Below are 22,359 nucleotides of genomic sequence, written 5' to 3'. Positions count from 1 at the left end.
CGGCCCCCGGCGGGGCGGGGGGCGGGGGCCCCCCCGCCCGCGGGGCCCCCCCCCGGCCCCCCCCCCCCCCCCGCCCCCCCCGCGGGCGCCCGCGCCACAACCTGCGCCGCACCGCGGGCTGGCTGGCCGCGGTCACGGCGCCGTATGCGGTGTACTACGTGGCCGACCCGATGGGCAGCTTCGAGCACAAGGTGTTCTGGACGCAGATCCCGGCGGCGATCGGGCCGGTGTTCGGCCGCGACACCAAGAGCTTCGTGCATCTCGGCATGGCCGTGGGCGTGTGGATCGTCGGGACGACGTTCGCGGTGCTCTGGGTGCGTAAACGGGGGTTGCAGTTCGGCTGAGGCGAAATGGCGCCGAATTTGCCCCGCCCGAGTCCAGCAAAGCGCACAATCGAGCTGACCGGCAGATCACAGCAGGAGGTTGGGCATGGGCCGCTTTCTTCGGCGTTGCGCGATCAGCGCGTTCGTTCTCGCATCGACGGCATTGACGTCACTGGCCGCGCCGGCCGTCAGTCGCGCCGACGACTGCGCGCCCGGCTGGGCGTGGAGCTTCGAGTTGAATCAGTGCGTCTTCGTGCTTCCCGCCGTGAATGGGCCCGGCGGCCCAGGGGGACCGGGCGGACCCGGTGGTCCAGGTGGCCCGGGCGGTCCCGGTGGACCCGGCGGCCCAGGTGGCCCGGGCGGTCCCGGCCGGCACTGAAACCGGTCGCTGTGAGTCGCTTCACACCGTCCCGGTTCTTAACCTAGCTAAGCGTTAAACTGGCTAAGTATCCTCTGGCCGACATTGGGAGAACAGCCGTGCCACGCACCGACAACGACACTTGGGATCTGGCGACCAGCGTTGGCGCCACCGCGACCATGGTGGCCGCCGCCCGCGCAATCGCGACCAACGCCGACAACGCGGTGATCACCGACCGGTTCGCCGAACCGCTGGTCCGGGCCGTCGGCGTGGACTTCTTCACCCGCTGGGTCAGCGGCGATCTCGCCGCCGCCGACGTCGACGACGACGAGTCAACCTGGAAGCTCGAGCACATGCCCGCCGCGATGGCCGCGCGCACCCGGTTCTTCGACTCCTTCTTCCACGACGCGACGAACGCCGGGATCCGCCAGGCCGTCATCCTGGCGTCCGGACTGGACGCCCGCGCCTATCGGTTGACGTGGCCCGCGGGCACCACCGTGTTCGAGATCGACCAGCCCGAAGTGATCGCGTTCAAGACCACCACACTGCAGAGTCTGGGCGCCGAGCCGACGGCAGAGCTGCGCACGGTCGCCATCGACCTACGCCAAGACTGGCCCGCCGCACTCGTCGAGGCCGGCCTGGACACCAGCAAGCCGACCGCCTGGATCGCCGAGGGCCTGCTTGGGTACCTGCCGCCCGAGGCCCAGGATCGCCTGATGGACAACATCACCGCGCTCAGTGCCGACGGCAGCCGGCTGGCGGTCGAAGCGATCCCGAACCGGCCGGAGCGCGACACCGAGCAGGCGCGCGAGATGATGCGCCGCGCCACCGCCAAGTGGCGCGAGCACGGGTTCGAGCTGGACTGGGAGAGCCTCGGTTTCGAGGGCGAGCGCAAGGACGTCGCCGAGTATCTGCAGCAGCTCGGCTGGCAGACCAGCGGAGTGCAGATGGGCCAGTTGCTGGACGAACACGGACTGGAACCCGTTCCGCAGTCCCATGACTCGGTGACGATGGCCGACACCATCTACTACACCTCGGTCCTGACCAAGTGACCGCTCCCCGTCGCGTGCTCAACGGCGCGGTCACCTCGATGTGGAGCATGCTGTCCCCGGCCTACGACCTGCCGTTCCTGCAGCAGTGGGTCTACCGGCCGCCGCACGACGAGGTGATCGCCCAGCTGCGCGCCCACGGGTCCCGCCGGATCGCCGACATCGCCTGCGGCACGGGCGTCCTCAGCACCCGGATCGAACGGGAACTGCAGCCCGACGAGATCTACGGCGTCGACATGTCCGACGGCATGCTGGGTCAGGCCCGCGCCAAGTCCGAGACGGTGCGCTGGCGGCGCGGCCCGGCCGAGCAGTTGCCGTTTGCCGACGGGCAGCTGGACGCGGTGGTGACGACCTCGGCTTTTCATTTCTTCGATCAGCCGGCGGCGCTGCGCGAGTTCCACCGCGTGCTCGCGCCCGGGGGGCTCGTCGCCGTCGCGACCCTGAGCACCCGGCAACGGTTCCAGGTGCCGAGCAGGTGGAAACCGCAGCACAACCCGTCACCAGCGGAGGTGCGGGCCCTGTTCGAGGACGCCGGGTTCACCGTCAGCGACCAGCACCGCATCCCGCGGCCGGTGTGGACGCAACTCATCTCGGACTTGTTGACGGTGGGCACGAAGGGTTAGCCGCGCCGAATCTGTCGCGCAGAGCCGGGTAAAAGGCCAGGTAACTTCTTCCCGCTTAACCGCGCAGGTGGGGGACCCGTCACATCAGGTGTATCGGCGCGAGCATTCGGGTAGCCCAAAACCCGTGAGTGGTTCCACGTCAAGCGATCCGGTCGGCATAGGTAGTGCCGACGAGTTCGGCGACTCCCATACCGGGACGGCCGACCCGCACACCGTGGCCATGATCCGCCGCAAGTTCGGCCACTGGCTGGATCAGCATCTGGAACTCGACGAGGAACGCGCCGCCGACATCGTGCTTGCTACCGACGAGGCGATGTCGAACTGCGCCGACCACGCCTACCGCGCACTCGACCGCGCCGGCGATCTGACACTGAAGATCAATTACTACCCGGTGACTACGGAGCTGCGGGTCTGCGTCATCGATCACGGCCACTGGGTGGAGCCCGACACCTCGCCGTCGAATGCCCGAGGCCGGGGCATCATGCTGATGCGCACACTCGCCGATGACTGCACCATCGACGGCGGAGAGGGGGGCACCACCGTGTGCCTCCGGTTTCTCGGCTGCCCGCCGAACAACTTCGTCTTCAGCCAAGCAAGTTGATCGCCGCAAAGTCGCGCGTTTCGAGCCCGATGAATGCGGCTAAACCCCGGCAGGTTCATAAGTGAGCCTTCAGCGGGTCGATTTCCCCCGAGTGGTTGAGGAGCGCAGCATGAGCCGTGCCGTCACCGAAGTCTTCGCTACCCCCCTGCGATTGAGCGCGCGCCTGGTCTCCGAACTCGGTGCCGAGAACAGCACGATGCGCGCCACCGTCCAGGGCTTCGACTCGGCGGTCATCGTCTATGTCGGTGGCGATATCGACGCGTGCAACGACGGCAATTGGCGGCTACTGCTGGCGGAGGCGTCGGCTTTCGTCACCGCACCTCAACTGTTCATCGTGGATGTCAACAGCGTGGAATTCATGTCCTGCTCGGCCTACGAGGCGCTGGCCGAGGAAGCCCACCGGTGCCGGGAACGCGGCATCGAGTTATGCCTGGTCAGCATTGACCCGTCGGTCAGCCGAATCGTCACCGCGTGCGGTCTCGATGACATCCTGTCCGTGCACCCCAGCACACCGCAAAGAATGCAGCTCGTCGACCCGTCACACCAGTATCAAGCCTGCTGATCCGGCGCCTATGGGCGCTGCAGGGTGACGATGGTGATGTCGTCCTCGGTGTCGTCATGGGTCGCCATCGCCGTCCAGATCCAGGTCGCCGTGGCATCGCCGGTCCGGCTCAGTGTCTCGGCCAACCGGTCCAGTCCATCGTCGATCGACTCACCGCGCCGCTCCACCAAGCCGTCGGAGTACAAGACCAAACCCTGCCCGGGCTCGAGGGTGAACGCGCTGGCCGAGTACGTCACGCCACGCACACCGATTGGCGGGGACAACTGGATCGGCGCCGGAACCGAGCCGCCGCCCGAAGTGGTCAGGTAGGGGATCAGGTGCCCGGCACACGCGGCCTCGACCTCTCCCGAATCCAGATCGACCCGCGCCGCGATCACGGTGGCGAACGCGCCGGGCATCAGGTGCAGACAGAAGTCGTTGAGTTGCCGCAACGCCTCGGCTGGCGCGGCGCCGGCGAACAACAGCGACCGCAGGGCGTTGCGCAGCTGCGCCATTGTGCCGGCCGCGGTGACGCCGTGTCCGGCGATGTCGCCGATCAGCACGATCAGCCGGCCGTCGCGCAACTCGAACGCGTCGTACCAGTCACCGCCGACGTTGTCGCCGGCCGCGGGCTCATAGTGCGCGGACAGCTGCCAGCTGTCCAGCGCCGGAATCGAGTCGGGCAGCAGACTGCGCTGCAGCGTCTCCGCCACCCGCAGCGCCCCCCGCGTCCGGCGGTACAGCGCCTCCACCAGGTAGCGGCGCAACGCCTCGGCGGACTCGCGCTCGGTCACCGTCCACGGTTCGCTGCGTTGGTGGACGACCTCGCGCCACCGGTCGAACGACTTGCGTGGACTGAGCCGGACTCCGGAACCCTCGTTGGTCGCGATCGCCTTGTTGTGCGGGTCGCCGCCCCAGTCCACCGAACGCAGCACCTCGCGCCGGAACCAGATGGCCGACTGCCCGTCGGGCAGGTTCAGCGCCAACGCGCCGGCCGCGAGCTGCGAATCGAGGCCGAGCTCGGGCAGCTCGTCGGACAGGCATTCACTGCTCGCGATCTCGTCGCCCGCGCCCCGTGCCCACGCGGCGACGGCGGAAACGATTTCCGGCGGCGGCACCGACCCGTGCGTCCGGCGGTCGCCCTGAATGTCGACAACGACACCGTCCGCGGGCACCAAGTCGATCAGGTCCGGCGCCCCGAGCAGCGTTGCGGCCAGCGGTTGGCCGTCGTCCGCCGCGGCGGCGGTGAGCTTGGCCAGCATCGCCTGCGCCGCCAGTCGCTTCTGCAACAGGTCACCCTCGAACCGGTCGACCAGGCGCAACGACAGGGTCGATCCGAGGAACTCGGCCGCGGCGCGAGTCCCGAACGGCGGAAGGTGCGGGCCGGCGTAATGGTGGCAGGCGATCAGCCCCCACAACCGTCCGTGCCGCAACAACGAGATCGACATCGACGCGTGCACACCCATGTTCTGCAGGTACTCGATGTGGATCGGCGAGACACTGCGCAGCGTGGCGAAGGTGAGGTCCAGCGGCGCGCCGTTCGACGGGTCGATGGTGGGCACGATCGGCACCGGCGTGTAGTCAACGTCGGAGATCAGCCGAATCCAGTTCTTCTCATACAGCGCGCGGGCCTGGGCCGGGATGTCGCTGGCCGGGTAATGCAAGCCGAGGAACGAGTTGAGGTCGGCGCGCTTGGATTCGGCGACCACTTCGCCGTTGTAGTGCGCGTCATATCGGTACACCATGACCCGGTCGAACCCGGTCAGGTCGCGCACCGCGCGGGCGGCCATGTCGTACAACTCGGTGAGGGTGGCGGCGCCGTTCAAGTCCTCCACCGAACTGCGGACGGCTTGGTAGGTGTTTGGAAAGGAGAACGGGCGTTCGCCATAGGCGATCTCGATCTCGACCAGCAGTACCCCACCGGGGTCGCGGTGCAGGATGATGTCGAACGCCTTGTCTTCGCCGGCCACGTCGATCACACACTCGACCGGATTGCGCTGCGCGAGGTTCCCGAACGCCGAGGCGGTCTGCTCCACCCGGGCGGCCTGCTCCTGACCGAGCAGCGCCGAGAGGTGCCGGCCCACCACGGCGTCCACGGGACGACCCAGCAGCCGTTCGACGTTGGCGCTGACGTGACGAACCTCAAACCCGGGTTCGTGCACCACTGCAAGCACGCCGCGCGGCTGGATGCTGCCCGGGATGTGAATCGGCTCGCGGGCGCAGTTGTCCAGATCGATGGGTGTGCCGACCGGAACCAGGTCTGGAACAGGTTGACCTTCCGGCGGCGGCGTCGGGATCCGACTCACGCGCACTGCACCAACATTTTCCGGACCTCACAGGACCTCGCGGTTGTCGGCGGAGGCTGATTCGAAAACGTGTCCGGTTCCCGGACGTTCCCGGAACTGACTCCGCGCCTTGTGTCGACTAAAGGCTGCAAGCTCAACCCGGTAGACAATCTACGCACACTCGTGCGGCACTGCACGATCCGCGCCGCGGAATCGCCCTATTCATGGCTAGCGAAAATGTTTTCCGCCATCATCCGCCGGCACCACGGTCGATAGCGTTCCGCGGTCCAGCCGTCCCGGGTGAGACGCAGATAGCTGTCGACGCTGCAGATCACCGCGGTGGTTTCGACGAGCTCGTCGAAGGGCAGGTCCTCGCGCAGCCAGCCGCGCTCGCGCGCAACATCGAGGATTCGCCGAATTTGGCGGTTGATGCTGGCATTCAACTCACTTAGAAAGCGATCAACGTCGGGATCGTGGCTGGCCGCACCAATCAGAGCCGGCGCAATTCGAGCCGTCCCGAGGTGGACCTTCGTCAGCGCCTCGACCAGATGACCCAGCGCCTCGTCGCTGGTACTGCTGGCGGCGAAGAGGCGCCCCACTTCGAGGTTGCGAATGTCCTCTTCGCCGGCGACGCCGAATGCGGCGTACTCGACTGCTGCGGTCAACAGCGCGCCCTTGGGCCCGTGGCCCTGCACGGTTTCCGGCGAGACGCCGGCGGACGCGGCGATCTTGGCGAGCGTGGTGCGGGCGTAGCCCTGTTCGGCGAACAGCTCGGCGGCAGCGGCGAGGATGCGTTGCCGGGTCTGCTGAGCCTGGCGTTGGCGCAGCTCCGATCGATACGCGCGGGCGGGCCGCGTGGACGTTTTCGATATTGACTCCGATGCCACAGTAATGAATACTACCATCAGGTAGTGAAGCATGACGCCAGGGGGCGTGACATGGCATCGATCATCATCGGCAGCTTTCCCGCCCACGGTCACGTCTCGCCGATGGTGGAGATCGCCCGGAAATTCGTCGAACGCGGCGACTTCGTGCGTTTCATCACCGGTGCCCGCTTCGCCGACCGGGTGCGCGCGGTGGGTGCCGTGCACATTCCGCTGCCGCCCGACGCCGACCTCGATGAGACTTTCCTCGATCAATTCCCCGATCGCGCAAAGTTGAAGGGGCTCAATGCCGCCGCGTTCGACATCGAGCACGTCTTCGTACGCCCGACGGTCTCGCAGTACCAGACCATCAGGGCAGCGCACGCCGCCGCGCCCGCGGACTGCGTGCTGCTGGAACCGGCCACCATGGGCGGCGCGCTGCTGCTCGGCCACCGGTGTCCTACCCGGCCGCCGATTGTCGTGTGCGGCGTCGTGCCGCTGCCGATCGCCAGTGCGGACACGGCCCCTTATGGCATGGGATTCCCGCCCGCCCGCTGGGCGAACCGGCAACGCAACGCGGCGCTGGCCGTGCTCGGCCGACGAATGTTGGCTCAGCCCAACAGAACTGCGGACGAGCTGTATGGCCAGGTGCACGGCCGGCGGCTACCCTTTTCGCTGATCGACTGGTGCGGCTATGCCGACGCGATCGTCCAGTTCACGGTTCCTTCGTTCGAATACCCGCGCTCCGATGCACCCGCCACACTGCACTTCGCCGGACCGCTCGGCGCCGCCGGGTCCCAAGCGCCACTACCGGACTGGTGGTCCGACCTGGACGGCTCCCGCCCGGTAGTGCACGTCACCCAGGGCACCGTCGCCAATCTCGATTACCGCCAAGCCATTGCGCCGACGCTGGCGGCACTGGCCGAAGAGGACGTGCTGGTGGTGGTCAGCACCGGTGGGCGTCCGCTGGACACGTTGCCGCCGTTGCCCGAAAACGCCCGTGCCGCAGTGTTTCTCCCGTACGACGAGCTGTTGCCGCGCACGGACGTCTACGTGACCAACGGCGGTTACGGGGGAGTGCAGTACGCGCTGCGATACGGCGTGCCGATCGTGGCGACCGGCGGCAAAGAGGACAAGCCCGAGGTTGGCGCGCGGGTGGCGTGGTCGGGCGTCGGGCGTCGGCTGCGCACCGAACGGCCGTCGCCGAGGGCATTGCGCCGCGACATTCTCGCCGTCCTCAACGAGCCGCGCTACCGGGAACGAAGCCGTCACATCGCGGCCGAAATGGCCGCGGCACCCGGGTTCGCTTGCCTGGCGAACGTCGTCGACGAGCTGATGCGCGCACCCTCGCCGCGGTGACCCCCGGCTCACCAACGATTCGCATCTGACTAAATTCAGGGCGGGTAGTTAGCTTAAGAGCTGGGAAGGAACCTCATGAACGCGCAGGTCGAGCAGCTGGAATTCCAGGCAGAGGCCCGGCAACTGCTGAATTTGATGGTCCATTCGGTCTACTCCAACAAGGACTCATTCCTGCGGGAGCTGATCTCGAACGCCTCCGACGCCCTGGACAAGGTGCGGCTGGAAGCGTTGCGCAACAAAGACCTCGATGTCGACACCTCCGATCTGCACATCGAACTCGACGTCGACAAGCAATCACGCACCCTGACCGTCCGCGACAACGGCATCGGCATGACCCGCGCCGAGGTGGTGGACCTGATCGGCACGCTGGCCAAGTCGGGCACGGCCGAACTGCGTCAACAGCTCCGGGAAGCCAAAAGCGGTGACGCATCCGAGGAACTGATCGGGCAGTTCGGCATCGGCTTCTACTCCTCGTTCATGGTCGCCGACAAGGTCGAGTTGGTAACCCGTAAGGCCGGCGAAAGCGAGGCCACCCGCTGGGAATCCAGCGGTGAGGGCACCTACACCATCGAGACCGTCGAGAACGCCCCCCAGGGCACGTCGGTCACACTGCACCTCAAGCCCGAGGACGCCGAGGACGAGCTGCACGACTACACCTCGGAGTGGAAGCTCAAGAGCCTGGTCAAGCAGTACTCGGACTTCATCGCGTGGCCGATCCGCATGGAGGTCGAACGCCGCACGCCTCCGGAAGAAGAGGGTGGCGAGGAGACCGTCACCATCGAGACCGAGACCCTCAACTCGATGAAGGCCCTGTGGGCCCGGCCCAAGGAGGAGGTGTCGGAGGAGGAGTACAAGGAGTTCTACAAGCACGTCGCGCACGCCTGGGACGACCCGCTCGAGGTCATCGCGATGAAGGCCGAAGGCACCTTCGAGTACCAGGCGCTGTTGTTCATCCCCTCCCAGGCGCCGTTCGACCTGTTCAACCAGGACGCCAAGATCGGGGTCCAGCTCTACGTCAAGCGCGTGTTCATCATGGGCGACTGCGAAGACCTGATGCCCGTGTACCTTCGGTTCGTCAAGGGGGTCGTCGACGCACAAGACTTGTCGCTCAACGTTTCTCGCGAGATCTTGCAGAAGGACCGGCAGATCAACGCGATCCGTCGTCGGTTGACCAAGAAGGTGCTGTCCACGATCAAGGACATCCAGACCCAGCGGCCCGACGATTACCGCACCTTCTGGACCCAGTTCGGCAAGGTGCTCAAGGAAGGCCTGCTGTCGGATTTCGACAACCAAGAGACGCTGCTGGCCGTTTCGTCATTTGCCTCCACGCACAGCGAAGAGGAGCCGACCACGCTGGCGCAGTACGTCGAGCGGATGAAGGACGGGCAGACGCAGATCTTCTACGCCACCGGAGAGTCGCGCCAGCAGCTGCTGAAGTCGCCGCACCTGGAAGCGTTCAAGGCCAAGGGCTACGAGGTGCTGCTACTCACCGACCCGGTCGACGAGATCTGGGTGGGCGTGGTCAACGAGTTCGACGGCAAGCCGCTGCAGTCGGTGGCCAAGGGCGAGGTGGACCTGGATTCCGAGGAAGAGTCCTCGGCGGCCGAGCGCGAGGAGCAGGCGAAGGAATTCGCCGACCTGCTGAGCTGGCTCAAGGAAGCCCTGAGCGACCAGGTCAAGGAGGTGCGGCTCTCCACCCGCCTGACCGACTCGCCGGCCTGCCTGATCACCGACGCGTTCGGGATCACCCCAGCCCTCGCGCGCCTCTACCAGGCCTCCGGACAGGATGTGCCGGTGGGCAAACGGACCCTGGAGCTGAACCCGAACCATCCGTTGGTGACCGGGCTGCGCCAGGCGCACGCGGATCGGCCGGACGATGCCACCGTTGCCGAGACGGCCGAATTGCTTTACGGCACGGCCCTGCTTGCCGAGGGCGGCGCTTTGGAGGATCCCGCCCGGTTTGCCGAGCTGCTCGCCGACCGGCTGGCGCGCACGCTGTAAAAAACCAGGTTGACGGGTTGAATTCGGCTCGAAACGGTTACATTCATCGCATGACTGTGTTCCGGGCCATAGATCCGCACGGTCATGTGGTGGCGACCAGCGACTTCGACGACGCCGAGGCCGCGCACCGGTGGTTTGCTCAGACGATCGCCGGGCGCTACCAGCATGGCTGGCGGATGGAGGTTGACGACGACGGTCAGTGGGCCGGTTTCGACGACACCGGGGGCTTCACGGCCCCGCTGAGTCGACGCCGGGTCGCCCACTGATCAACGTCCCAGCTTCTCCTTGACCAGGTCGGTGACGAACCGGCCGGTCGAGACCGGCTTGAACGCGCGTGCCGCGGCGGTGAGCGCGTCGCGCGACTCGGCGCTCAGCTCGATGTCAGCGGCGGCCACATTGAACTCCAGCTGCTCGACGCTGGAGGCGCCCGGAATGGCGACCACACCCGGCAGGCTGATCAGCCAGGCCAGCGCGACCTGCGCCGGCTTGGCGTCGACCTCGGCCGCCACATCACGCAGCGTCTGCAGCAGCGGCTCGATGCGGCGCAGGTTCTCGGTGCCGAACAGCGGATTGGCCGCGCGGACCCCGCCGGGCCGGCTGTCGACGCCGTACTTACCGCCGAGCAGTCCCTGCGCGAGCGGGCTGTAGGCGATGATGATGCGGTTCTCGCGCTGCGCCCAGGGCACCATGTGTTGGAGCACCCGCGGTTGGGCCAGCGAGAATTGCACCTGATTGCTGATCACCGGACGCCCCAGCGCGTCGTCGGCCTGCTGCCAGCGCGACAGCGAATAGTTGGAGACGCCGGCGGCGCCGATCTTGCCCGCGTCGAGCAGGTCGCGCATGCCCGGCATGATGACCGAGTCGGGGACCAGCGGGTTGGACTGGTGGATCTGATACAGCGGGATGCGGTCCAATTGCAGTCGGCGGGCGCTGGCCCGCGCGCGCTGCTTGATTACTGCCGGAAACGGGGCGACCGGAAAGATCTTGCTGGCCACCGCCACCTCGGCGCGCTCGTCACCGAGCGCCTCGCCGAGAATCCGCTCACTTTTGCCCAGGCCGTACACCTCGGCGGTGTCGAACAGTGTGACCCCCAACGCGCGCGAGCGCTGCACGATGTCCCGGGCAGCGCCCGAGGCGTAGCTGTCCCCGTAGCCCCATTCGCGTGAGCCGAACTGCCAGGTGCCGAGTCCGATGCGACTGACCTGTCCGACACCTTCGACGTCCACATATTTCATGAGCCCCACCGTACCGACAGCAGATGACCTTGACATGCCCAGGCGGGCGTGCAATGACTGTCGGTGGCCGCCCTGGACGGAAGGAGGTGCTCGATGAGCCGAATGTTTGGCAGCATCAACCAGATTGGCTACGTGGTGCGCGACATCGACGTCGCCATGGATCGGTGGGTGCGTCACGGTGTCGGCCCGTGGTTCTACATCGGGGATGTCAGCGTCGACTACTTCCGCTACCGGGGCACTAACTCAGACCTGAAAATGAGCGTCGCGCTTGCCAATTCGGGTGACCTGCAGCTCGAGCTGATCCAGCAGCGCAACGACGCGCCGTCGATGTACAAAGACTTTCTCGACTCCGGCCGGGAAGGGGCTCAACACATCGCCTATTGGAGCGATGACTATCAGGGACTGTACGACCGTGCGATCGCGGCCGGATACACCGTCGCCCAGGAGGGCTGCATCGGCGGTGAGCGAGGGCGGTTCGCGTATCTCGACACCGAACGCGAGCAGGGCACCGTCATCGAGATCAGCGACATCAGTGGCCCCAAAGGACAACTGTTCGGCTACATTCGCGAGGTGGCCGCAAACTGGGATGGCACCGAACCCGTCCGGGTGCTCGGGTGATCGGCGGAGAGGCAGCCGGATGAAAGTTCACCACCTCAACTGCGGCAGCATGGACGTGCCGGGCAGCGCCATGGTGTGTCACGTGCTGCTGGTCGAGTCCGATCAGGGACTGGTGTTGGTGGACACCGGATTTGGCCTACGTGACTGCGAGAGCCCTTCGCGGGTTGGGCCGTTCCGGCATGTGATGCGCCCTGCGTTCGATCCGGCCGAGACCGCGGCGCGCCAGATCGAGGCACTGGGCTTCCGGCGCACCGATGTTCGCCACATCGTGGTGACGCACTTCGACTTCGACCATATCGGCGGAATCGGTGATTTCCCGGATGCTTTCGTTCATGTGACCACGGCGGAGGCGCGGGGCGCCGTGCATGCTCCGTCGCTGCGGGAGCGGGTCCGGTATCGCAGTGTGCAGTGGGCTCATCAACCGAAGCTGGTCGAGCACAGTCCGGACGGTGAAGGGTGGCGGGGATTCCCGGCGGCCAAGCCGTTGTCCGAGATCGGTGCTGGGGTAGTGCTGGTGCCGATGCCGGGACATACGCGCGGTCACGCCGCCGTCGCGGTCGACGCCGGGGGCCATTGGATCCTGCATTGCGGGGATGCTTTCTACCACCATGGCAGCCTGGAGCGATCGCGGGTGCCCTTCCTGCTGCGGCTGCAAGAGGAGATGTTCTCGTTCAACCGCAAACAGCTGCACGACAACCAGTCGCGGCTTGCCGAACTCTATGAACGGCGGGATCCGGACCTGCTCATCGTCTGCGCGCACGATCCGAGCCTGCTGGCCCGTGCTCGGGAGACAGCCTGAGTCAGCTGGTAGGTGGCGGCACGGGTTCGGCGGAATGTGCGTCGTGCCAGCGCAGTTCCGCGTCTCGAACCTGGCGGTGCGCACGGCGTAACCACGCCAGTCCGGCGCCGCCGATCACGAGGCCGGCCACGGCGCAGACCGTTCCGGCCGCGACGCTGCCGTTGGCCAGCGCGGCCAGGCCGATGATCAGGACAGCTACCCCGAGCGCGACGCCAACGATGCCAGGAGCGTTGGTGCCGTTCTTCATCGTCTCGCCGGCGTGCTGCCGGGTGGTGCGATGGTGGTCGATCGGGTCAATCTCTGGATTGGTCACATTTACTCCTTGCCGTGAGCCCGTTTACCCGCGGCCTCGCGGGCACTAAACGGTGACGCGGGCCACCCCGGGTGGGTGACGTTTGGTCGCGGGGTCGTGGGGTAGCCGATCAGAGGCGCGAAAACAGCCCAGCGCACAATCCGACTTCCAACGGGAGGAAACTTCATGGCTCAGACCGCCATCCAGTCGCCGAACGATGTGGTCGACTTCCTGGTCAACCAGCACGAACAGATCAAGTCGCTGTTCGACAAGACCCTGTCTTCGTCCGGCAAGCAGCGCGAAGATTCGTTCGTGGAACTGCGGCGACTGCTCGCCGTGCACGAAACGGTCGAAGAGGAAATCGTGCACCCCCGCGTCAAGCGGAAGGTCGCCGACGGGAAATCCGTGGTCGAACCGCGGCTGCAGGAGGAGCACGAAGCCAAAATCCGGTTGCGCGAACTCGAGAAGATCGACGTCGACAGCGCCGTGTTCACCAATCAGCTCGCCGAGCTGCGGGAGGCCGTGCTCGCGCACGCCGAGCACGAAGAGCGCGACGAATTCACCAAACTGGCACAGCAATTGACCAACGACGAGCTCGATCAGATGGGGCGCGCGGCGAAGCTGGCCGAAGCGGTCGCGCCGACCCGGCCGCACGCCGGCGTCGAGTCGCAGATGGCCAATCTCGTCGCGGGGCCGTTCGCGGCGATGCTGGACCGGGCGCGTGACGCGATCCGCGGCAAGGGCTAGCCCCGTCGGCCGCACGGCGGCATCGGCGGCATCGGCCGCATCGGCCCAGCGCAACGTCATGCTGCCAAACCGGTAACCCCGTTCTCACTCGCATCTGGTGGTGTGTCATAGTCGGCTACGGAGGTCGATATGGCGAGAACAGTGGTGATCGGAGCCTCGAGCGGTCTGGGGCGCTGTATTGGTGTCGGCTTGGCGCAGCGGGGCGATCAGGTCGCGCTGCTCGCCCGGCGGCGGGAACGCATCGAGTCCGCCGCTCACGACGCCGGATCGGCGGCCACCGCCATCGAATGCGATGTGACCGATGAGGCATCCGCGCGAGCCGGCATCGACGCCGCGGCCGAGGCGTTGGGCGGCATCGACAACCTCGTCTACGCCCCGGCCATCAGTCCGCTGGTGCGGCTGGTGGACACGGACGCGCGGACCTGGCGGCGGGTGTTCGATACCAACGTGATTGGTGCGTCGCTGGCGACGGCGGCTGCCGTCGGCCATCTGTCGGCGTCAGCGGGCAAGGTGGTGTACCTGTCGTCGGATGCGGGCACGTTCGGTCCGCCGTGGCCGGGCCTCGGCGCATACGGCGTCAGCAAGGCGGCGCTGGAGCGGCTGGTCGAGGCGTGGCGCGCCGAACACCCAGGGATCGGGTTCACGAATCTCGTCGTCGGCGAGTGCGCCGGCGGAGAGGGCGAGGCCCAAACGGGGATGAACGCCGGGTGGGATCGCGAACTTGCCATGCAGGCCTACCCGCTGTGGGTGTCGCGCGGCTGCATGCCGGGCCAGCTGATGCCGGTCGAGGATCTCGTCGAGGTCGTGCACACGATCCTGCGCACCAACGCTTCGACGTCCATGCCGGTGGTGATCGCCCGGGGCGCACCGGCGCCCGCCGCGGTCCTGGGGAACGGCCAGCGGCCCTAACTGCCGGGGGCGGCCACCAGGCACCGACCGCCGGGGGTGTCGAAAAAGACGTCGGCGACCGCGGATTGCGGAATGGCCGGAAACTCGAAGCGGTGCACCTGTTGGCCCGCCTCGATGGTGCTGTCCAGCGTTTCGGTGCTGCCGTCCTTCTTGATCACCACCGCGGTGACCTGCTCAGCGGTCGAAATATGTTGTGGCTCATGAAAATACCACACTTCGATGCCGGCACCGGATGATGTCGGTTGCCAGCCGTCGGAGGAGAAGCAGGCTGGTGCGGCCGCCGCGGCCTGCCATCCGGCGGCCGCGAAGCAGCCCGCGGCCAGGACGAGCGCAAACATCTTCGACATAGGGTTTCCTTCCCGGTTCCCGGCTCAGCTGCGCGGATGAATGAAAATACCCTCCGCCGACACCATTACGCCCGCTTCACCGCTGATCTGTCCCGCCGCGAACGTCTTGACGCCCTCGATCCTGTCCACCCACGCGTCCGCGCGCAGTGGCTGCCGCAACGGTGTGGGTTTGTGGTAGCGCAGGGTCAACGTCCCGGTATAGGCGGGCTTGCCCGGCTGATGCGCCGTGGCGCCCAGCACGTGGTCGAGGATCAGCGCCGACACGCCTCCGTGCACGTGCCCGACGGGCCCTTCGAACGCGGCGCCCAAATTGAACTCGGTCCACACCGATCCGTCGTCCTCGTGGTGAACCACCAACGGCGGCGCCGACGGATTACGAACGCCGATAACGACATTGCCGGATGCGATGCCCTGACCGTCGTCGATTTCCCGCTGGCCGAACGTGCCCGGCATGAGCTCGGCGCTCAGTTGCGCGGTGACGCTGTCGATTCTGGCGGTGGCGTCGGCGATGACGTCGTGGTCGACCTCGGTGCGGATCGTCGCGTCGATCAAGCGGCGCACCGACGCTGCCAGCGTCTCGTAGATGGGCAACGAATCAGTCATCGACGCAAACGAATCCACCATGCCCGTCACGATAGAGCAGCCGTGATTGTCCCGGTCAGCGGTCCGTGCCTGGGCGATTCGGCGGTGGGGGTTGTTAACCTGGCGAAGTGAGCGAACCCGGCGCACCCAGCGACAAGGTGAAGTCGGCGCTGGCCGCCACCAGCTGGGCGTTGCTGGGCATGATGTCCTACGAGGAAGAAATCTCGGGCTACGACCTGAAGAAGTGGATCGATTGGAGCGTCGACCTCTACTACTGGAGCCCGTCCTACAGCCAGATCTACACCGAGCTGAAGAAGCTGGAGAGCCTCGGGTTGGTGACATCGCGCGTCGAGCGCGACGAGGGCACCCGCAGCCGGCGCCTCTACAAGATCACCCCGGAGGGCATGGCCGCCATCACCGACTGGACCAACAACGCGCCGCTGGACCCGCCGGTACTCAAACACAGCATGCTGCTTCGGGTTACGTTCGGCCACCTGAGCAACCCGACCCGGCTCAAGGAGCTGCTGGCCGAACACGTGTCCTACGCCGAAGCCCGGTACCGCAAGGCGGTCGAGGACGCCGAGGGCGCCGAGGTCCAGCCCGCGTGGGCGTATTCGGTGATGGCCCTGCGCTGGGCGGCCAAGTACTACGCGGCCGAGCGTGAATTCGCGCTGGAGTTGATGAAGGACATCGATGAGGCCGGGGCCATCATAGAGAACGCCGCCAAAGGCGGATTCGGCAAACCGCGGCCCACCCCGGGCTATTGGCGCGAAGTCGAGAAGCAGGTCCAGGCCAAGCGCGCTGCCGATTAACCCGCAGCGTCTCTGGCGGCGTCGCGCGCCGCGATGTAGCCATACACCAGGCCCTGCGCGATCGTGGCGCCCGCACCCGGATACGAAGTGCCGAACGCGTTGGCGGCGGTGTTGCCGATGGCATACAACCCGGGGATCGCGCTGCCGTCCTCGCGCAGCACCCGCGCGCGTTCGTCGGCCTTGAGTCCACCGCAGGTGCCCAAATCGCTCAACACCATTCTCACCGCGTAGAACGGTCCGTTGGTCAGCGGGCGCAGGTTGGGGTTGGGTTTGATGGTCGGGTCGCCGTAGTAACGGTCGTAGGCGCTCTCGCCGCGGTGGAACTCGGGATCTGTGCCTGCGGCGGCGTTTTCGTTGAATCGGCGCATCGTTTCGGTGAATTCGGTTGTGGGAATGCCGATCTGCGCCGCGAGATCGGCCAGCGTGTCGGCACGCGCGGCGATCCCCGCGTCGAACCATGTTTGCGGCACCTTCATCCGCGGGAAGAGTTCGGCGCCAAAGACATAACTGTTCCGGTATTGCCGGTCGAAGACGATCCACATCGACTCGGCGGGACTGCCGGACCGCTCCAGTTCGAGTAACCGCTGGCCGAACGACATGTAGTCCGACGCCTCGTTGGTGAACCGGCGACCGTGCTGGTTCACGATCACACAACCCGGTAGCGACCGTTCGGCCAGCATCACCGTCGGCGCTTTGCCGGGCAGCGGCGCGATCGCGGGGAACCACCACGCCTGGTCCATCAGGTCGATGCCGGCACCGATTTCCTGGGCCACCCGGATTCCGTCGCCGGTATTGGTGTCGGCGCCGAGGCTGTGATTCGGCTTCAGTGACTCCGACTGAAACTTCCACCGCATGTCCATGCTGTGGTCGAAGCCTCCGGTGGCCAGCACCACGCCGCGCCGGGCTGTGACGGTCACCTCCCGGCCGCCGTGGCTGAGCACCGCGCCGGTCACCCGGTCACCGTCGTCCAGCAGGCGCGAAAGAGTGGTGCCGGTCCACACCGGGATGCCGGCGTTGATCACCCCGGCGAACATGCCGGCCGCCAGGCCCTGGCCGCCCGCGGCGTAGCGCCGCCCGATCAGCAACCCGCCCATGCCCTGGGCGATCCGCTTGCCGAATGTCGGGATGCCCTTACGCGGCACGCGCGCAACCAGATTCATCCACCGGTAGTCGGCGCCCGTTGTCGGGATCGTAACTGCGGCCTCCATGACCCCGGGCCGCAGGCGGGTGCGGTACTGGCCCAGGATCGCGGTGTCGAACGGATGGCACTCGCAGGTGCGGCCCGCCGCGCTGCCGCCCGGTTCTTCGGGGTGGTAGTCGGAGTAGTCGCGGGCCCAGAACAGCCGCAGCGGGGTGGTGCGGCGCAGCATGTCGACCATCGCGGGCACGTGTTGAACAAACCCGGTGGACCGCTGTGCGGGGGCCGATCCGGCGACCACCGCCTCGAGGTAGCTGGTGGCCTTGGCGGCGGTGTCGCCCGCGCCGGCTTCCTGGAGGACGGGCCCGGCCGGCAACCAGAGGGCGCCGCCCGAGCGGGCAGTCGACCCTCCCACGTACGACGACTTCTCCACGATCAGCACCGAAAGCCCCAGCTCATAGGCAGTCAGCGCGGCGGCCATGCCGGTGCCCGAGCCGACCACCAGCAAATCCACCGAGGTGTCGGCGATGGCGAGTCCGGACGGGATCGTCGCGCTGGGTGCAGTCACGGTTCTCACGCTAGGCCGGTCTGGTTTGGGCGCGGAAGATGCTTCCTGATCAGTGGAACAAGTGATCGCCAAGCCGGGTTGGGAAGCGTTGAATGATGGCTATGACGTCGCAGCCCGAGGCCGACGAGATTCGGCTGATTGAAGCCCAGCCCGCGCCCACCCGGTTCGCCCGGGGCTGGCACTGCCTGGGCCTGGTCCGAGATTTCGGCGACGGCAAGCCGCACGCGATCAACGCGTTCGGCCAGAAGCTCGTCGTCTTCCGCAGCGGGGACGGCAGGATCAACGTGTTGGACAGCTACTGCCGGCACATGGGCGGTGACCTCTCGCAGGGCGAGGTGAAGGGCGACGAGATCGCGTGTCCGTTCCACGACTGGCGGTGGGGCGGCGACGGCCGCTGCAAGCAGGTGCCCTATGCGCGGCGCACGCCGCGCACGGCCCGCACGAAAACCTGGACCACGATGGAGCAGGACGGGATGTTGTTCGTGTGGAACGACCCCGAAGGCAACCCGCCGTCGCCGGACGCTTCCATCCCGCGCATCGAGGGCGCCAGCAGCGACGAGTGGACCGACTGGCACTGGTACACCACCGTCGTCGGCAGCAACTGCCGCGAAATCATCGACAACGTCGTGGATATGGCGCACTTCTTCTACATCCACGGCTCGCTGCCCACCTACTTCAAGAACATCTTCGAAGGGCATGTGGCTACCCAGTACATGAACGGCGAGGGGCGCCCGGATATGGGTGGCGAGGGCTCGAAGATGCTCGGCACCACCTCGGTGGCCTCATACTTCGGCCCGTCGTTCATGATCGACGATCTGACCTACCACTACGAAGACGGTGACCAGCAGACGGTCCTGATCAACTGCCACTATCCGATCGACGCCAATTCCTTTGTGCTGCAATACGGCATCATCGTCAAGAAGTCCGAGACGCTGCCCGAGGAAGAGGCCATGCAGACCGCGATCAGCCTCGGCGACTACGTGAAGATGGGTTTCGAGCAGGACGTCGAGATCTGGCGTCACAAGGCGCGGATCGACAACCCGTTGCTCGTCGAGGAGGACGGCCCGGTGTACCAGCTGCGGCGCTGGTATCAGCAGTTCTATGTCGACGCCGCCGACGTACAGCCAGACATGGTGGATCGCTTCGAGTTCGAGCTGGACACCACCCGGCCGTACGAGGCGTGGATGAAACAGATCGAGGCGAACATGGCCGCCAAGGCGGGTTCGGTGTCGTGACGCTCTCGGTGCGGACCGACAACCGGCTCGACGACATGCCGATGGCGCCGGTGTCGTGCGGCACGTGTGGGGCCGCGGTGCTGGTGCGCAAGAGCAGCTGGAATCAGACCAGCGTGCAGTGGAACGCCGCGGCGTCCGCGCAGTGTGCCGAGCGTCGCGACGCCGACCGGATCGCCGGGCACCACCGGCGGCCGTTCCTGGCCTGCTCGGCCCTGCGGGAGTCGATCGAAGCCGCCATTGCGGCAGGGGATTTGGCGATCGTTGACGGACTCTGACGCTCCGGTTGCGGTGGTGACCGGCGCCAGCCGCGGTGCCGGCCGCGGTATCGCCTGGGCGCTTGCGGCTTCCGGATGGCGGGTGTATGGCACCGGGCGCACCATCACTGACGCCCCACCGGGTGGGGTCGCGGTTCGACTCGATCACAGCGATGACGACGCGGTGTCCGCATTCTTCGACCGGGTGCGTGCCGACGGTGGCCTGGATCTGCTGGTGAACAACGCCGCCGTCATCTCCGGCGAACTGGTCAGCCCGAAACCGTTCTGGGAGAAGTCGCTTGGGTTGGCGGACGTGTTGGATGTCGGGCTGCGGTCGTCTTACGTGGCGTCCTGGCATGCCGCGCCGCTGCTGGTGTCACGCGGTCGGGGCCTCATTGCCTTCACCTCGTCGCCGGGATCGGTGTGCTACATGCATGGGCCTGCCTATGGGGCCCAAAAGGCCGGCGTCGACAAGATGGCCGCCGACATGGCGGTCGATTTCCGTGGGACGGGCGTTGCGGCGGTGTCGATCTGGATGGGCATTCTGCTCACCGAACGATTGCGCGGTGCCTTCGATGGGAATCCGGAGGCGTTGGCCGCGACCGCTGAGCACGCCGAAACACCGGAGTTCACCGGGCATTTGATCGATGCGCTGTACCGGGACCCCGAGCTGACCGAGCTGAGCGGGCGGACGTTCATCGGCGCGGAGTTGGCGGAACGTTATGGCATCACCGAGGACGGCGGCCGCCGGCCGCCGTCGCACCGGCACCTCGGCGTGCCGCGCGACCCGAGCGGTGTGGTGGTCCGGTAGCTTTCGCGAGCAGTGTGTAGGTTGGTCGCCTCTATTCGCGAGCAGACGCAGAATCGCACGAGGAGCGCTGTTTGAGTGCGATTCTGCGTCTGCTCGCGGGGATACTGCGCGCTACAGCTGGAAGGCGCTGATGGGCGCTTCCTCGGGGTAGACCGCCGGCCCGCCGAGGTCGAACGCCGCATTCAGCGCACTGATGAACGCCGCGTCATGCAGTGGCTCGCTGGGAATGTCCAGCTTGATGCCCCGGGCGCCGGCGTCGTCGACCATGATGTCGATGGCTTTCTCGATGGTCAGGTCGTCGGAGCCTTCCATGTTCTTCTTCAGTTCGTCGAAGTCGGAGAACACCTCGGCCGACCAATGCACCAGGAACCGCAGTTCGTCGGTGTGGTGGCGAGCGATCACATCCTCGCCATTCTTCAGCAGCCAGTGGTCGCGGTCGCCCGGGTCGCCGGTGAATACGGTGTCGAAGGCCAGGCCGGCCGGAATCTGTTGCTCCAACGGCCCGTTCGCCTCGCCGCGGTGCACCATCATCTCGTTCTGCACCACCACGCCCCGGTTGTAGATCGGCGGCAGCACCCGCTTGGGCGCTTTCAGCGGGCCGTCCGGCCAATAGGTGAAGCCGCTGCTGCCGTCCAGCGAGAACCAGGTGATGACCTGAGCCATCTTGATCAGATAGTCGGTGAACAGGCCGGATTTGCCCATCACGCTGGTCAGCCATGTCGGGGCGTTCTCGTGCCGCACACCGCGGAAACTGGGTGAATCCAGGTGTCCCGGATCGCGATTCGCGCACGGCCCGTTGATGTTGAACAGCATCAGTTGGGGTTTGGCGTACTCGGCGTTCCAATAGCTCTTGGCCAGCTCCAAAAACCGTGCGTTGTAGAAGCAGTCGTGCAGCTGCGGGTAGAGCACCGCACCGTAGTTGGCGAGGTAACCCCGGAATGTTGGCGTGAGGAAGAGGTCCAGCGACGGGGTGTAGCCCTCCGGGAACAACCCGCTCATCGTCGCGATGAGTTCGTCGGCCGACGCGAAGTGCTGCGAGATGATCAGCCGCCACGGCCCCTCGGTGCGCACCACATCGAGCAACCGCTCACGCTGGTCGTCGGTGTAGACATTGTCGACCTCGCGGGGCGGTGCGGCGGGCCGCAAGACATCGGACAGCTCCAACCGTCGCTCCTGGGTGAGCATCAATTGTCTCCTTCTGCCGCTGCGATTCCCCTGCGATTCTGCGCAGCACTGGCACGCCACGGAGCCCGGTTGTCCGGTGACCGGGACGCTAAAAGCGAAGGGGGTTCTCGAACTTTGCGCGCAGCAGTGCGCCGGTCTCTGCGATGGCCAGCCGGCCGCGGGCCGTCGCCTCGGACCGCATCAGGAAGCCGTGATACATCCCGGGGTAACGCGTGCACGTGGTCTGCACGCCGGCGTCGCGGAGCCGGTCGGCATAGCGTTCACCCCAGTCGCGGATCGGGTCGCATTCCGCGGTCACCACGATCGCCGGCGGCAGCCCACTCAGGTCGGTCGCGTACGCCGGAACGAGATAAGGGTCGGTACCCATGTCTGCCAGCGAGTGCAGGTAGTCGATGTCGTCGCGGGACAGCATTGGCGCGTTGGCGAGCAGAGTGATCGACGGCGCGCTCATGTCGCGGTCCAGGCCGGGGTACAGCAGGACCTGCGCGCAGATCGCCGGCCCGGTACGGTCGCGGGCGGCCAGCGCCACTCCGGCCGCCAGTGACCCGCCCGTGCTGTCCCCGACCACCGCGAGTCGCCCGGCGTCCACACCCAGTTCCTTGGCGTGCGAGGCAACCCACTCGGTCGCCGCATACGCGTCGTCGAACTGGGCGGGCGGCGGCGATTCGGGCGCCAACCGGTATTCGACGGCGACGACGACCGCACCGGACGCCGACGCCAGCGCCCGGGCCAGCGGTTCGAACGAGTGGTTGGTGCCCATCACCATGCCGCCGCCGTGGAAATACACCAGCACCGGCTGGCCGGCAGCGTCGGTGGGGCGGTAG

Annotated in this window: 25 protein-coding genes and 1 pseudogene; 17 read left to right on the top strand and 9 right to left on the bottom strand. The window is 66.7% G+C overall.

The annotated features are described in order from the left end of the window. The 6 genes and pseudogenes from A9X01_RS30705 to A9X01_RS23865 all read left to right on the top strand — a co-directional run. Positions 1-344, top strand: a pseudogene (locus A9X01_RS30705) (hypothetical protein); the annotation flags it as partial. Positions 345-429: 85 nt separating this feature from the next. Continuing rightward, positions 430-702, top strand: coding sequence for a hypothetical protein (locus tag A9X01_RS30935; protein WP_155772244.1), 273 nt, complete (start codon positions 430-432; stop codon positions 700-702). 98 nt (positions 703-800) lie between these two features. Continuing rightward, positions 801-1,733: an SAM-dependent methyltransferase gene (locus A9X01_RS23880; protein ID WP_065123093.1), complete on the top strand. Its 933-nt coding sequence runs from the start codon at positions 801-803 to the stop codon at positions 1,731-1,733. Continuing rightward, complete coding sequence (locus A9X01_RS23875) at positions 1,730-2,353, top strand: class I SAM-dependent methyltransferase (RefSeq protein ID WP_065123092.1); 624 nt, start codon at positions 1,730-1,732, stop codon at positions 2,351-2,353. Before A9X01_RS23880 ends, A9X01_RS23875 begins: the two co-directional genes overlap by 4 nt. Before the next feature lie 124 nt (positions 2,354-2,477). Next, the gene (locus A9X01_RS23870; protein ID WP_253849358.1) at positions 2,478-2,954 is read left to right on the top strand and encodes an ATP-binding protein; all 477 of its coding nucleotides are present in this window, start codon (positions 2,478-2,480) and stop codon (positions 2,952-2,954) included. Between the two features lie 109 nt (positions 2,955-3,063). After that, complete coding sequence (locus tag A9X01_RS23865) at positions 3,064-3,516, top strand: anti-sigma factor antagonist (RefSeq protein WP_065123091.1); 453 nt, start codon at positions 3,064-3,066, stop codon at positions 3,514-3,516. 8 nt (positions 3,517-3,524) lie between these two features. Here A9X01_RS23865 and A9X01_RS23860 read toward each other — a convergent pair whose 3' ends face one another. After that, entirely contained in the window at positions 3,525-5,801 is a 2,277-nt protein-coding gene (locus tag A9X01_RS23860) for a SpoIIE family protein phosphatase (RefSeq protein WP_253849356.1), read from the bottom strand. Positions 5,802-5,998: 197 nt separating this feature from the next. After that, positions 5,999-6,667, bottom strand: a complete 669-nt coding sequence (locus A9X01_RS23855; protein WP_216638938.1) for a TetR/AcrR family transcriptional regulator — start codon at positions 6,665-6,667, stop codon at positions 5,999-6,001. Between the two features lie 51 nt (positions 6,668-6,718). Here A9X01_RS23855 and A9X01_RS23850 point away from each other — a divergent pair, with 51 nt between their 5' ends. The 3 genes from A9X01_RS23850 to A9X01_RS23840 all read left to right on the top strand — a co-directional run bounded on the left by A9X01_RS23850 (position 6,719) and on the right by A9X01_RS23840 (position 10,269). Then, positions 6,719-8,002 (top strand): glycosyltransferase, encoded by a 1,284-nt coding sequence (locus A9X01_RS23850; RefSeq protein WP_065123089.1) that lies wholly within the window; start codon positions 6,719-6,721, stop codon positions 8,000-8,002. 75 nt (positions 8,003-8,077) lie between these two features. After that, positions 8,078-10,003, top strand: coding sequence for a molecular chaperone HtpG (gene htpG / locus A9X01_RS23845; RefSeq protein ID WP_065123088.1), 1,926 nt, complete (start codon positions 8,078-8,080; stop codon positions 10,001-10,003). A 50-nt stretch (positions 10,004-10,053) separates the two neighbouring features. Further along, entirely contained in the window at positions 10,054-10,269 is a 216-nt protein-coding gene (locus A9X01_RS23840) for a hypothetical protein (RefSeq protein WP_065123087.1), read from the top strand. On the opposite strand, the gene A9X01_RS23835 is transcribed toward A9X01_RS23840, so the two are convergent. Further along, entirely contained in the window at positions 10,270-11,238 is a 969-nt protein-coding gene (locus tag A9X01_RS23835) for an aldo/keto reductase (RefSeq protein WP_065123086.1), read from the bottom strand. It lies immediately after the preceding gene. Positions 11,239-11,331: 93 nt separating this feature from the next. Between A9X01_RS23835 and A9X01_RS23830 the strand changes: the two genes are divergently transcribed. After that, positions 11,332-11,856: a VOC family protein gene (locus tag A9X01_RS23830; RefSeq protein WP_065123085.1), complete on the top strand. Its 525-nt coding sequence runs from the start codon at positions 11,332-11,334 to the stop codon at positions 11,854-11,856. Positions 11,857-11,875: 19 nt separating this feature from the next. Then, on the top strand, positions 11,876-12,655 hold the full coding sequence (locus tag A9X01_RS23825; RefSeq protein WP_065123084.1) for an MBL fold metallo-hydrolase: 780 nt from the start codon (positions 11,876-11,878) through the stop codon (positions 12,653-12,655). 1 nt (position 12,656) lies between these two features. On the opposite strand, the gene A9X01_RS23820 is transcribed toward A9X01_RS23825, so the two are convergent. Beyond that, positions 12,657-12,968, bottom strand: a complete 312-nt coding sequence (locus A9X01_RS23820; RefSeq protein WP_065123083.1) for an ABC transporter permease family protein — start codon at positions 12,966-12,968, stop codon at positions 12,657-12,659. A gap of 165 nt (positions 12,969-13,133) precedes the next feature. Here A9X01_RS23820 and A9X01_RS23815 point away from each other — a divergent pair, with 165 nt between their 5' ends. Further along, entirely contained in the window at positions 13,134-13,694 is a 561-nt protein-coding gene (locus A9X01_RS23815) for a hemerythrin domain-containing protein (protein WP_065123082.1), read from the top strand. 141 nt (positions 13,695-13,835) lie between these two features. Continuing rightward, positions 13,836-14,603, top strand: coding sequence for an SDR family oxidoreductase (locus tag A9X01_RS23810; RefSeq protein ID WP_172832596.1), 768 nt, complete (start codon positions 13,836-13,838; stop codon positions 14,601-14,603). On the opposite strand, the gene A9X01_RS23805 is transcribed toward A9X01_RS23810, so the two are convergent. Both A9X01_RS23805 and A9X01_RS23800 read right to left on the bottom strand, forming a co-directional pair. Further along, entirely contained in the window at positions 14,600-14,950 is a 351-nt protein-coding gene (locus A9X01_RS23805; protein ID WP_253849354.1) for a hypothetical protein, read from the bottom strand. The two genes, A9X01_RS23810 and A9X01_RS23805, sit on opposite strands and share 4 nt — an antisense overlap. Positions 14,951-14,974: 24 nt before the next feature. Next, complete coding sequence (locus A9X01_RS23800) at positions 14,975-15,574, bottom strand: PaaI family thioesterase (protein ID WP_065123080.1); 600 nt, start codon at positions 15,572-15,574, stop codon at positions 14,975-14,977. 158 nt (positions 15,575-15,732) lie between these two features. On the opposite strand from A9X01_RS23800, the gene A9X01_RS23795 reads away from it, so the two are divergent. Beyond that, a complete protein-coding gene (locus tag A9X01_RS23795) occupies positions 15,733-16,344 on the top strand; it encodes a PadR family transcriptional regulator (RefSeq protein WP_081282590.1) in 612 nt (203 codons plus the stop codon). Here A9X01_RS23795 and A9X01_RS23790 read toward each other — a convergent pair. Then, positions 16,341-18,050: a 3-ketosteroid-delta-1-dehydrogenase gene (locus tag A9X01_RS23790; RefSeq protein WP_081282589.1), complete on the bottom strand. Its 1,710-nt coding sequence runs from the start codon at positions 18,048-18,050 to the stop codon at positions 16,341-16,343. The two genes, A9X01_RS23795 and A9X01_RS23790, sit on opposite strands and share 4 nt — an antisense overlap. A 101-nt stretch (positions 18,051-18,151) precedes the next feature. On the opposite strand from A9X01_RS23790, the gene A9X01_RS23785 reads away from it, so the two are divergent. From A9X01_RS23785 to A9X01_RS23775, 3 genes are read left to right on the top strand one after another with little or no spacing between them, the layout of a single operon-like run. Then, on the top strand, positions 18,152-19,285 hold the full coding sequence (locus A9X01_RS23785) for a 3-ketosteroid-9-alpha-monooxygenase, oxygenase component (RefSeq protein WP_065123078.1): 1,134 nt from the start codon (positions 18,152-18,154) through the stop codon (positions 19,283-19,285). 35 nt (positions 19,286-19,320) lie between these two features. Next, positions 19,321-19,560 (top strand): ferredoxin, encoded by a 240-nt coding sequence (locus tag A9X01_RS23780; RefSeq protein ID WP_065123096.1) that lies wholly within the window; start codon positions 19,321-19,323, stop codon positions 19,558-19,560. Next, on the top strand, positions 19,547-20,350 hold the full coding sequence (locus tag A9X01_RS23775; protein ID WP_065123077.1) for an SDR family NAD(P)-dependent oxidoreductase: 804 nt from the start codon (positions 19,547-19,549) through the stop codon (positions 20,348-20,350). The genes A9X01_RS23780 and A9X01_RS23775 overlap by 14 nt, the downstream gene beginning before the upstream one ends. A gap of 111 nt (positions 20,351-20,461) precedes the next feature. On the opposite strand, the gene A9X01_RS23770 is transcribed toward A9X01_RS23775, so the two are convergent. Both A9X01_RS23770 and A9X01_RS23765 read right to left on the bottom strand, forming a co-directional pair. After that, positions 20,462-21,535 (bottom strand): hypothetical protein, encoded by a 1,074-nt coding sequence (locus A9X01_RS23770; protein ID WP_065123076.1) that lies wholly within the window; start codon positions 21,533-21,535, stop codon positions 20,462-20,464. An 88-nt stretch (positions 21,536-21,623) separates the two neighbouring features. Beyond that, positions 21,624-22,359, bottom strand: a 736-nt coding sequence (locus tag A9X01_RS23765) for an alpha/beta hydrolase (RefSeq protein WP_065123075.1), incomplete at its 5' end; no start/stop codon positions are given.

Origin of the sequence: Mycobacterium asiaticum (assembly GCF_001668675.1) — a bacterium.
Taxonomy (GTDB): Bacteria; Actinomycetota; Actinomycetes; order Mycobacteriales; family Mycobacteriaceae; genus Mycobacterium; species Mycobacterium asiaticum_D.
This window is presented reverse-complemented; position numbering and strand designations above follow the sequence as displayed.

What these genes read in the sequence shown, in the direction of transcription:
- A9X01_RS23825 (WP_065123084.1), top strand. Translation starts at nt 11,876, where the DNA reads ATGAAAGTTCACCACCTCAACTGCGGCAGCATGGACGTGCCGGGCAGC.
- A9X01_RS23800 (WP_065123080.1), bottom strand. Translation starts at nt 15,574, where the DNA reads ATGGTGGATTCGTTTGCGTCGATGACTGATTCGTTGCCCATCTACGAG.
- A9X01_RS30935 (WP_155772244.1), top strand. Translation starts at nt 430, where the DNA reads ATGGGCCGCTTTCTTCGGCGTTGCGCGATCAGCGCGTTCGTTCTCGCA.
- A9X01_RS23780 (WP_065123096.1), top strand. Translation starts at nt 19,321, where the DNA reads ATGCCGATGGCGCCGGTGTCGTGCGGCACGTGTGGGGCCGCGGTGCTG.
- A9X01_RS23865 (WP_065123091.1), top strand. Translation starts at nt 3,064, where the DNA reads ATGAGCCGTGCCGTCACCGAAGTCTTCGCTACCCCCCTGCGATTGAGC.
- htpG (WP_065123088.1), top strand. Translation starts at nt 8,078, where the DNA reads ATGAACGCGCAGGTCGAGCAGCTGGAATTCCAGGCAGAGGCCCGGCAA.
- A9X01_RS23805 (WP_253849354.1), bottom strand. Translation starts at nt 14,950, where the DNA reads ATGTCGAAGATGTTTGCGCTCGTCCTGGCCGCGGGCTGCTTCGCGGCC.
- A9X01_RS23795 (WP_081282590.1), top strand. Translation starts at nt 15,733, where the DNA reads ATGATGTCCTACGAGGAAGAAATCTCGGGCTACGACCTGAAGAAGTGG.
- A9X01_RS23785 (WP_065123078.1), top strand. Translation starts at nt 18,152, where the DNA reads ATGACGTCGCAGCCCGAGGCCGACGAGATTCGGCTGATTGAAGCCCAG.
- A9X01_RS23830 (WP_065123085.1), top strand. Translation starts at nt 11,332, where the DNA reads ATGAGCCGAATGTTTGGCAGCATCAACCAGATTGGCTACGTGGTGCGC.
- A9X01_RS23850 (WP_065123089.1), top strand. Translation starts at nt 6,719, where the DNA reads ATGGCATCGATCATCATCGGCAGCTTTCCCGCCCACGGTCACGTCTCG.
- A9X01_RS23840 (WP_065123087.1), top strand. Translation starts at nt 10,054, where the DNA reads ATGACTGTGTTCCGGGCCATAGATCCGCACGGTCATGTGGTGGCGACC.
- A9X01_RS23815 (WP_065123082.1), top strand. Translation starts at nt 13,134, where the DNA reads ATGGCTCAGACCGCCATCCAGTCGCCGAACGATGTGGTCGACTTCCTG.
- A9X01_RS23835 (WP_065123086.1), bottom strand. Translation starts at nt 11,238, where the DNA reads ATGAAATATGTGGACGTCGAAGGTGTCGGACAGGTCAGTCGCATCGGA.
- A9X01_RS23770 (WP_065123076.1), bottom strand. Translation starts at nt 21,535, where the DNA reads ATGCTCACCCAGGAGCGACGGTTGGAGCTGTCCGATGTCTTGCGGCCC.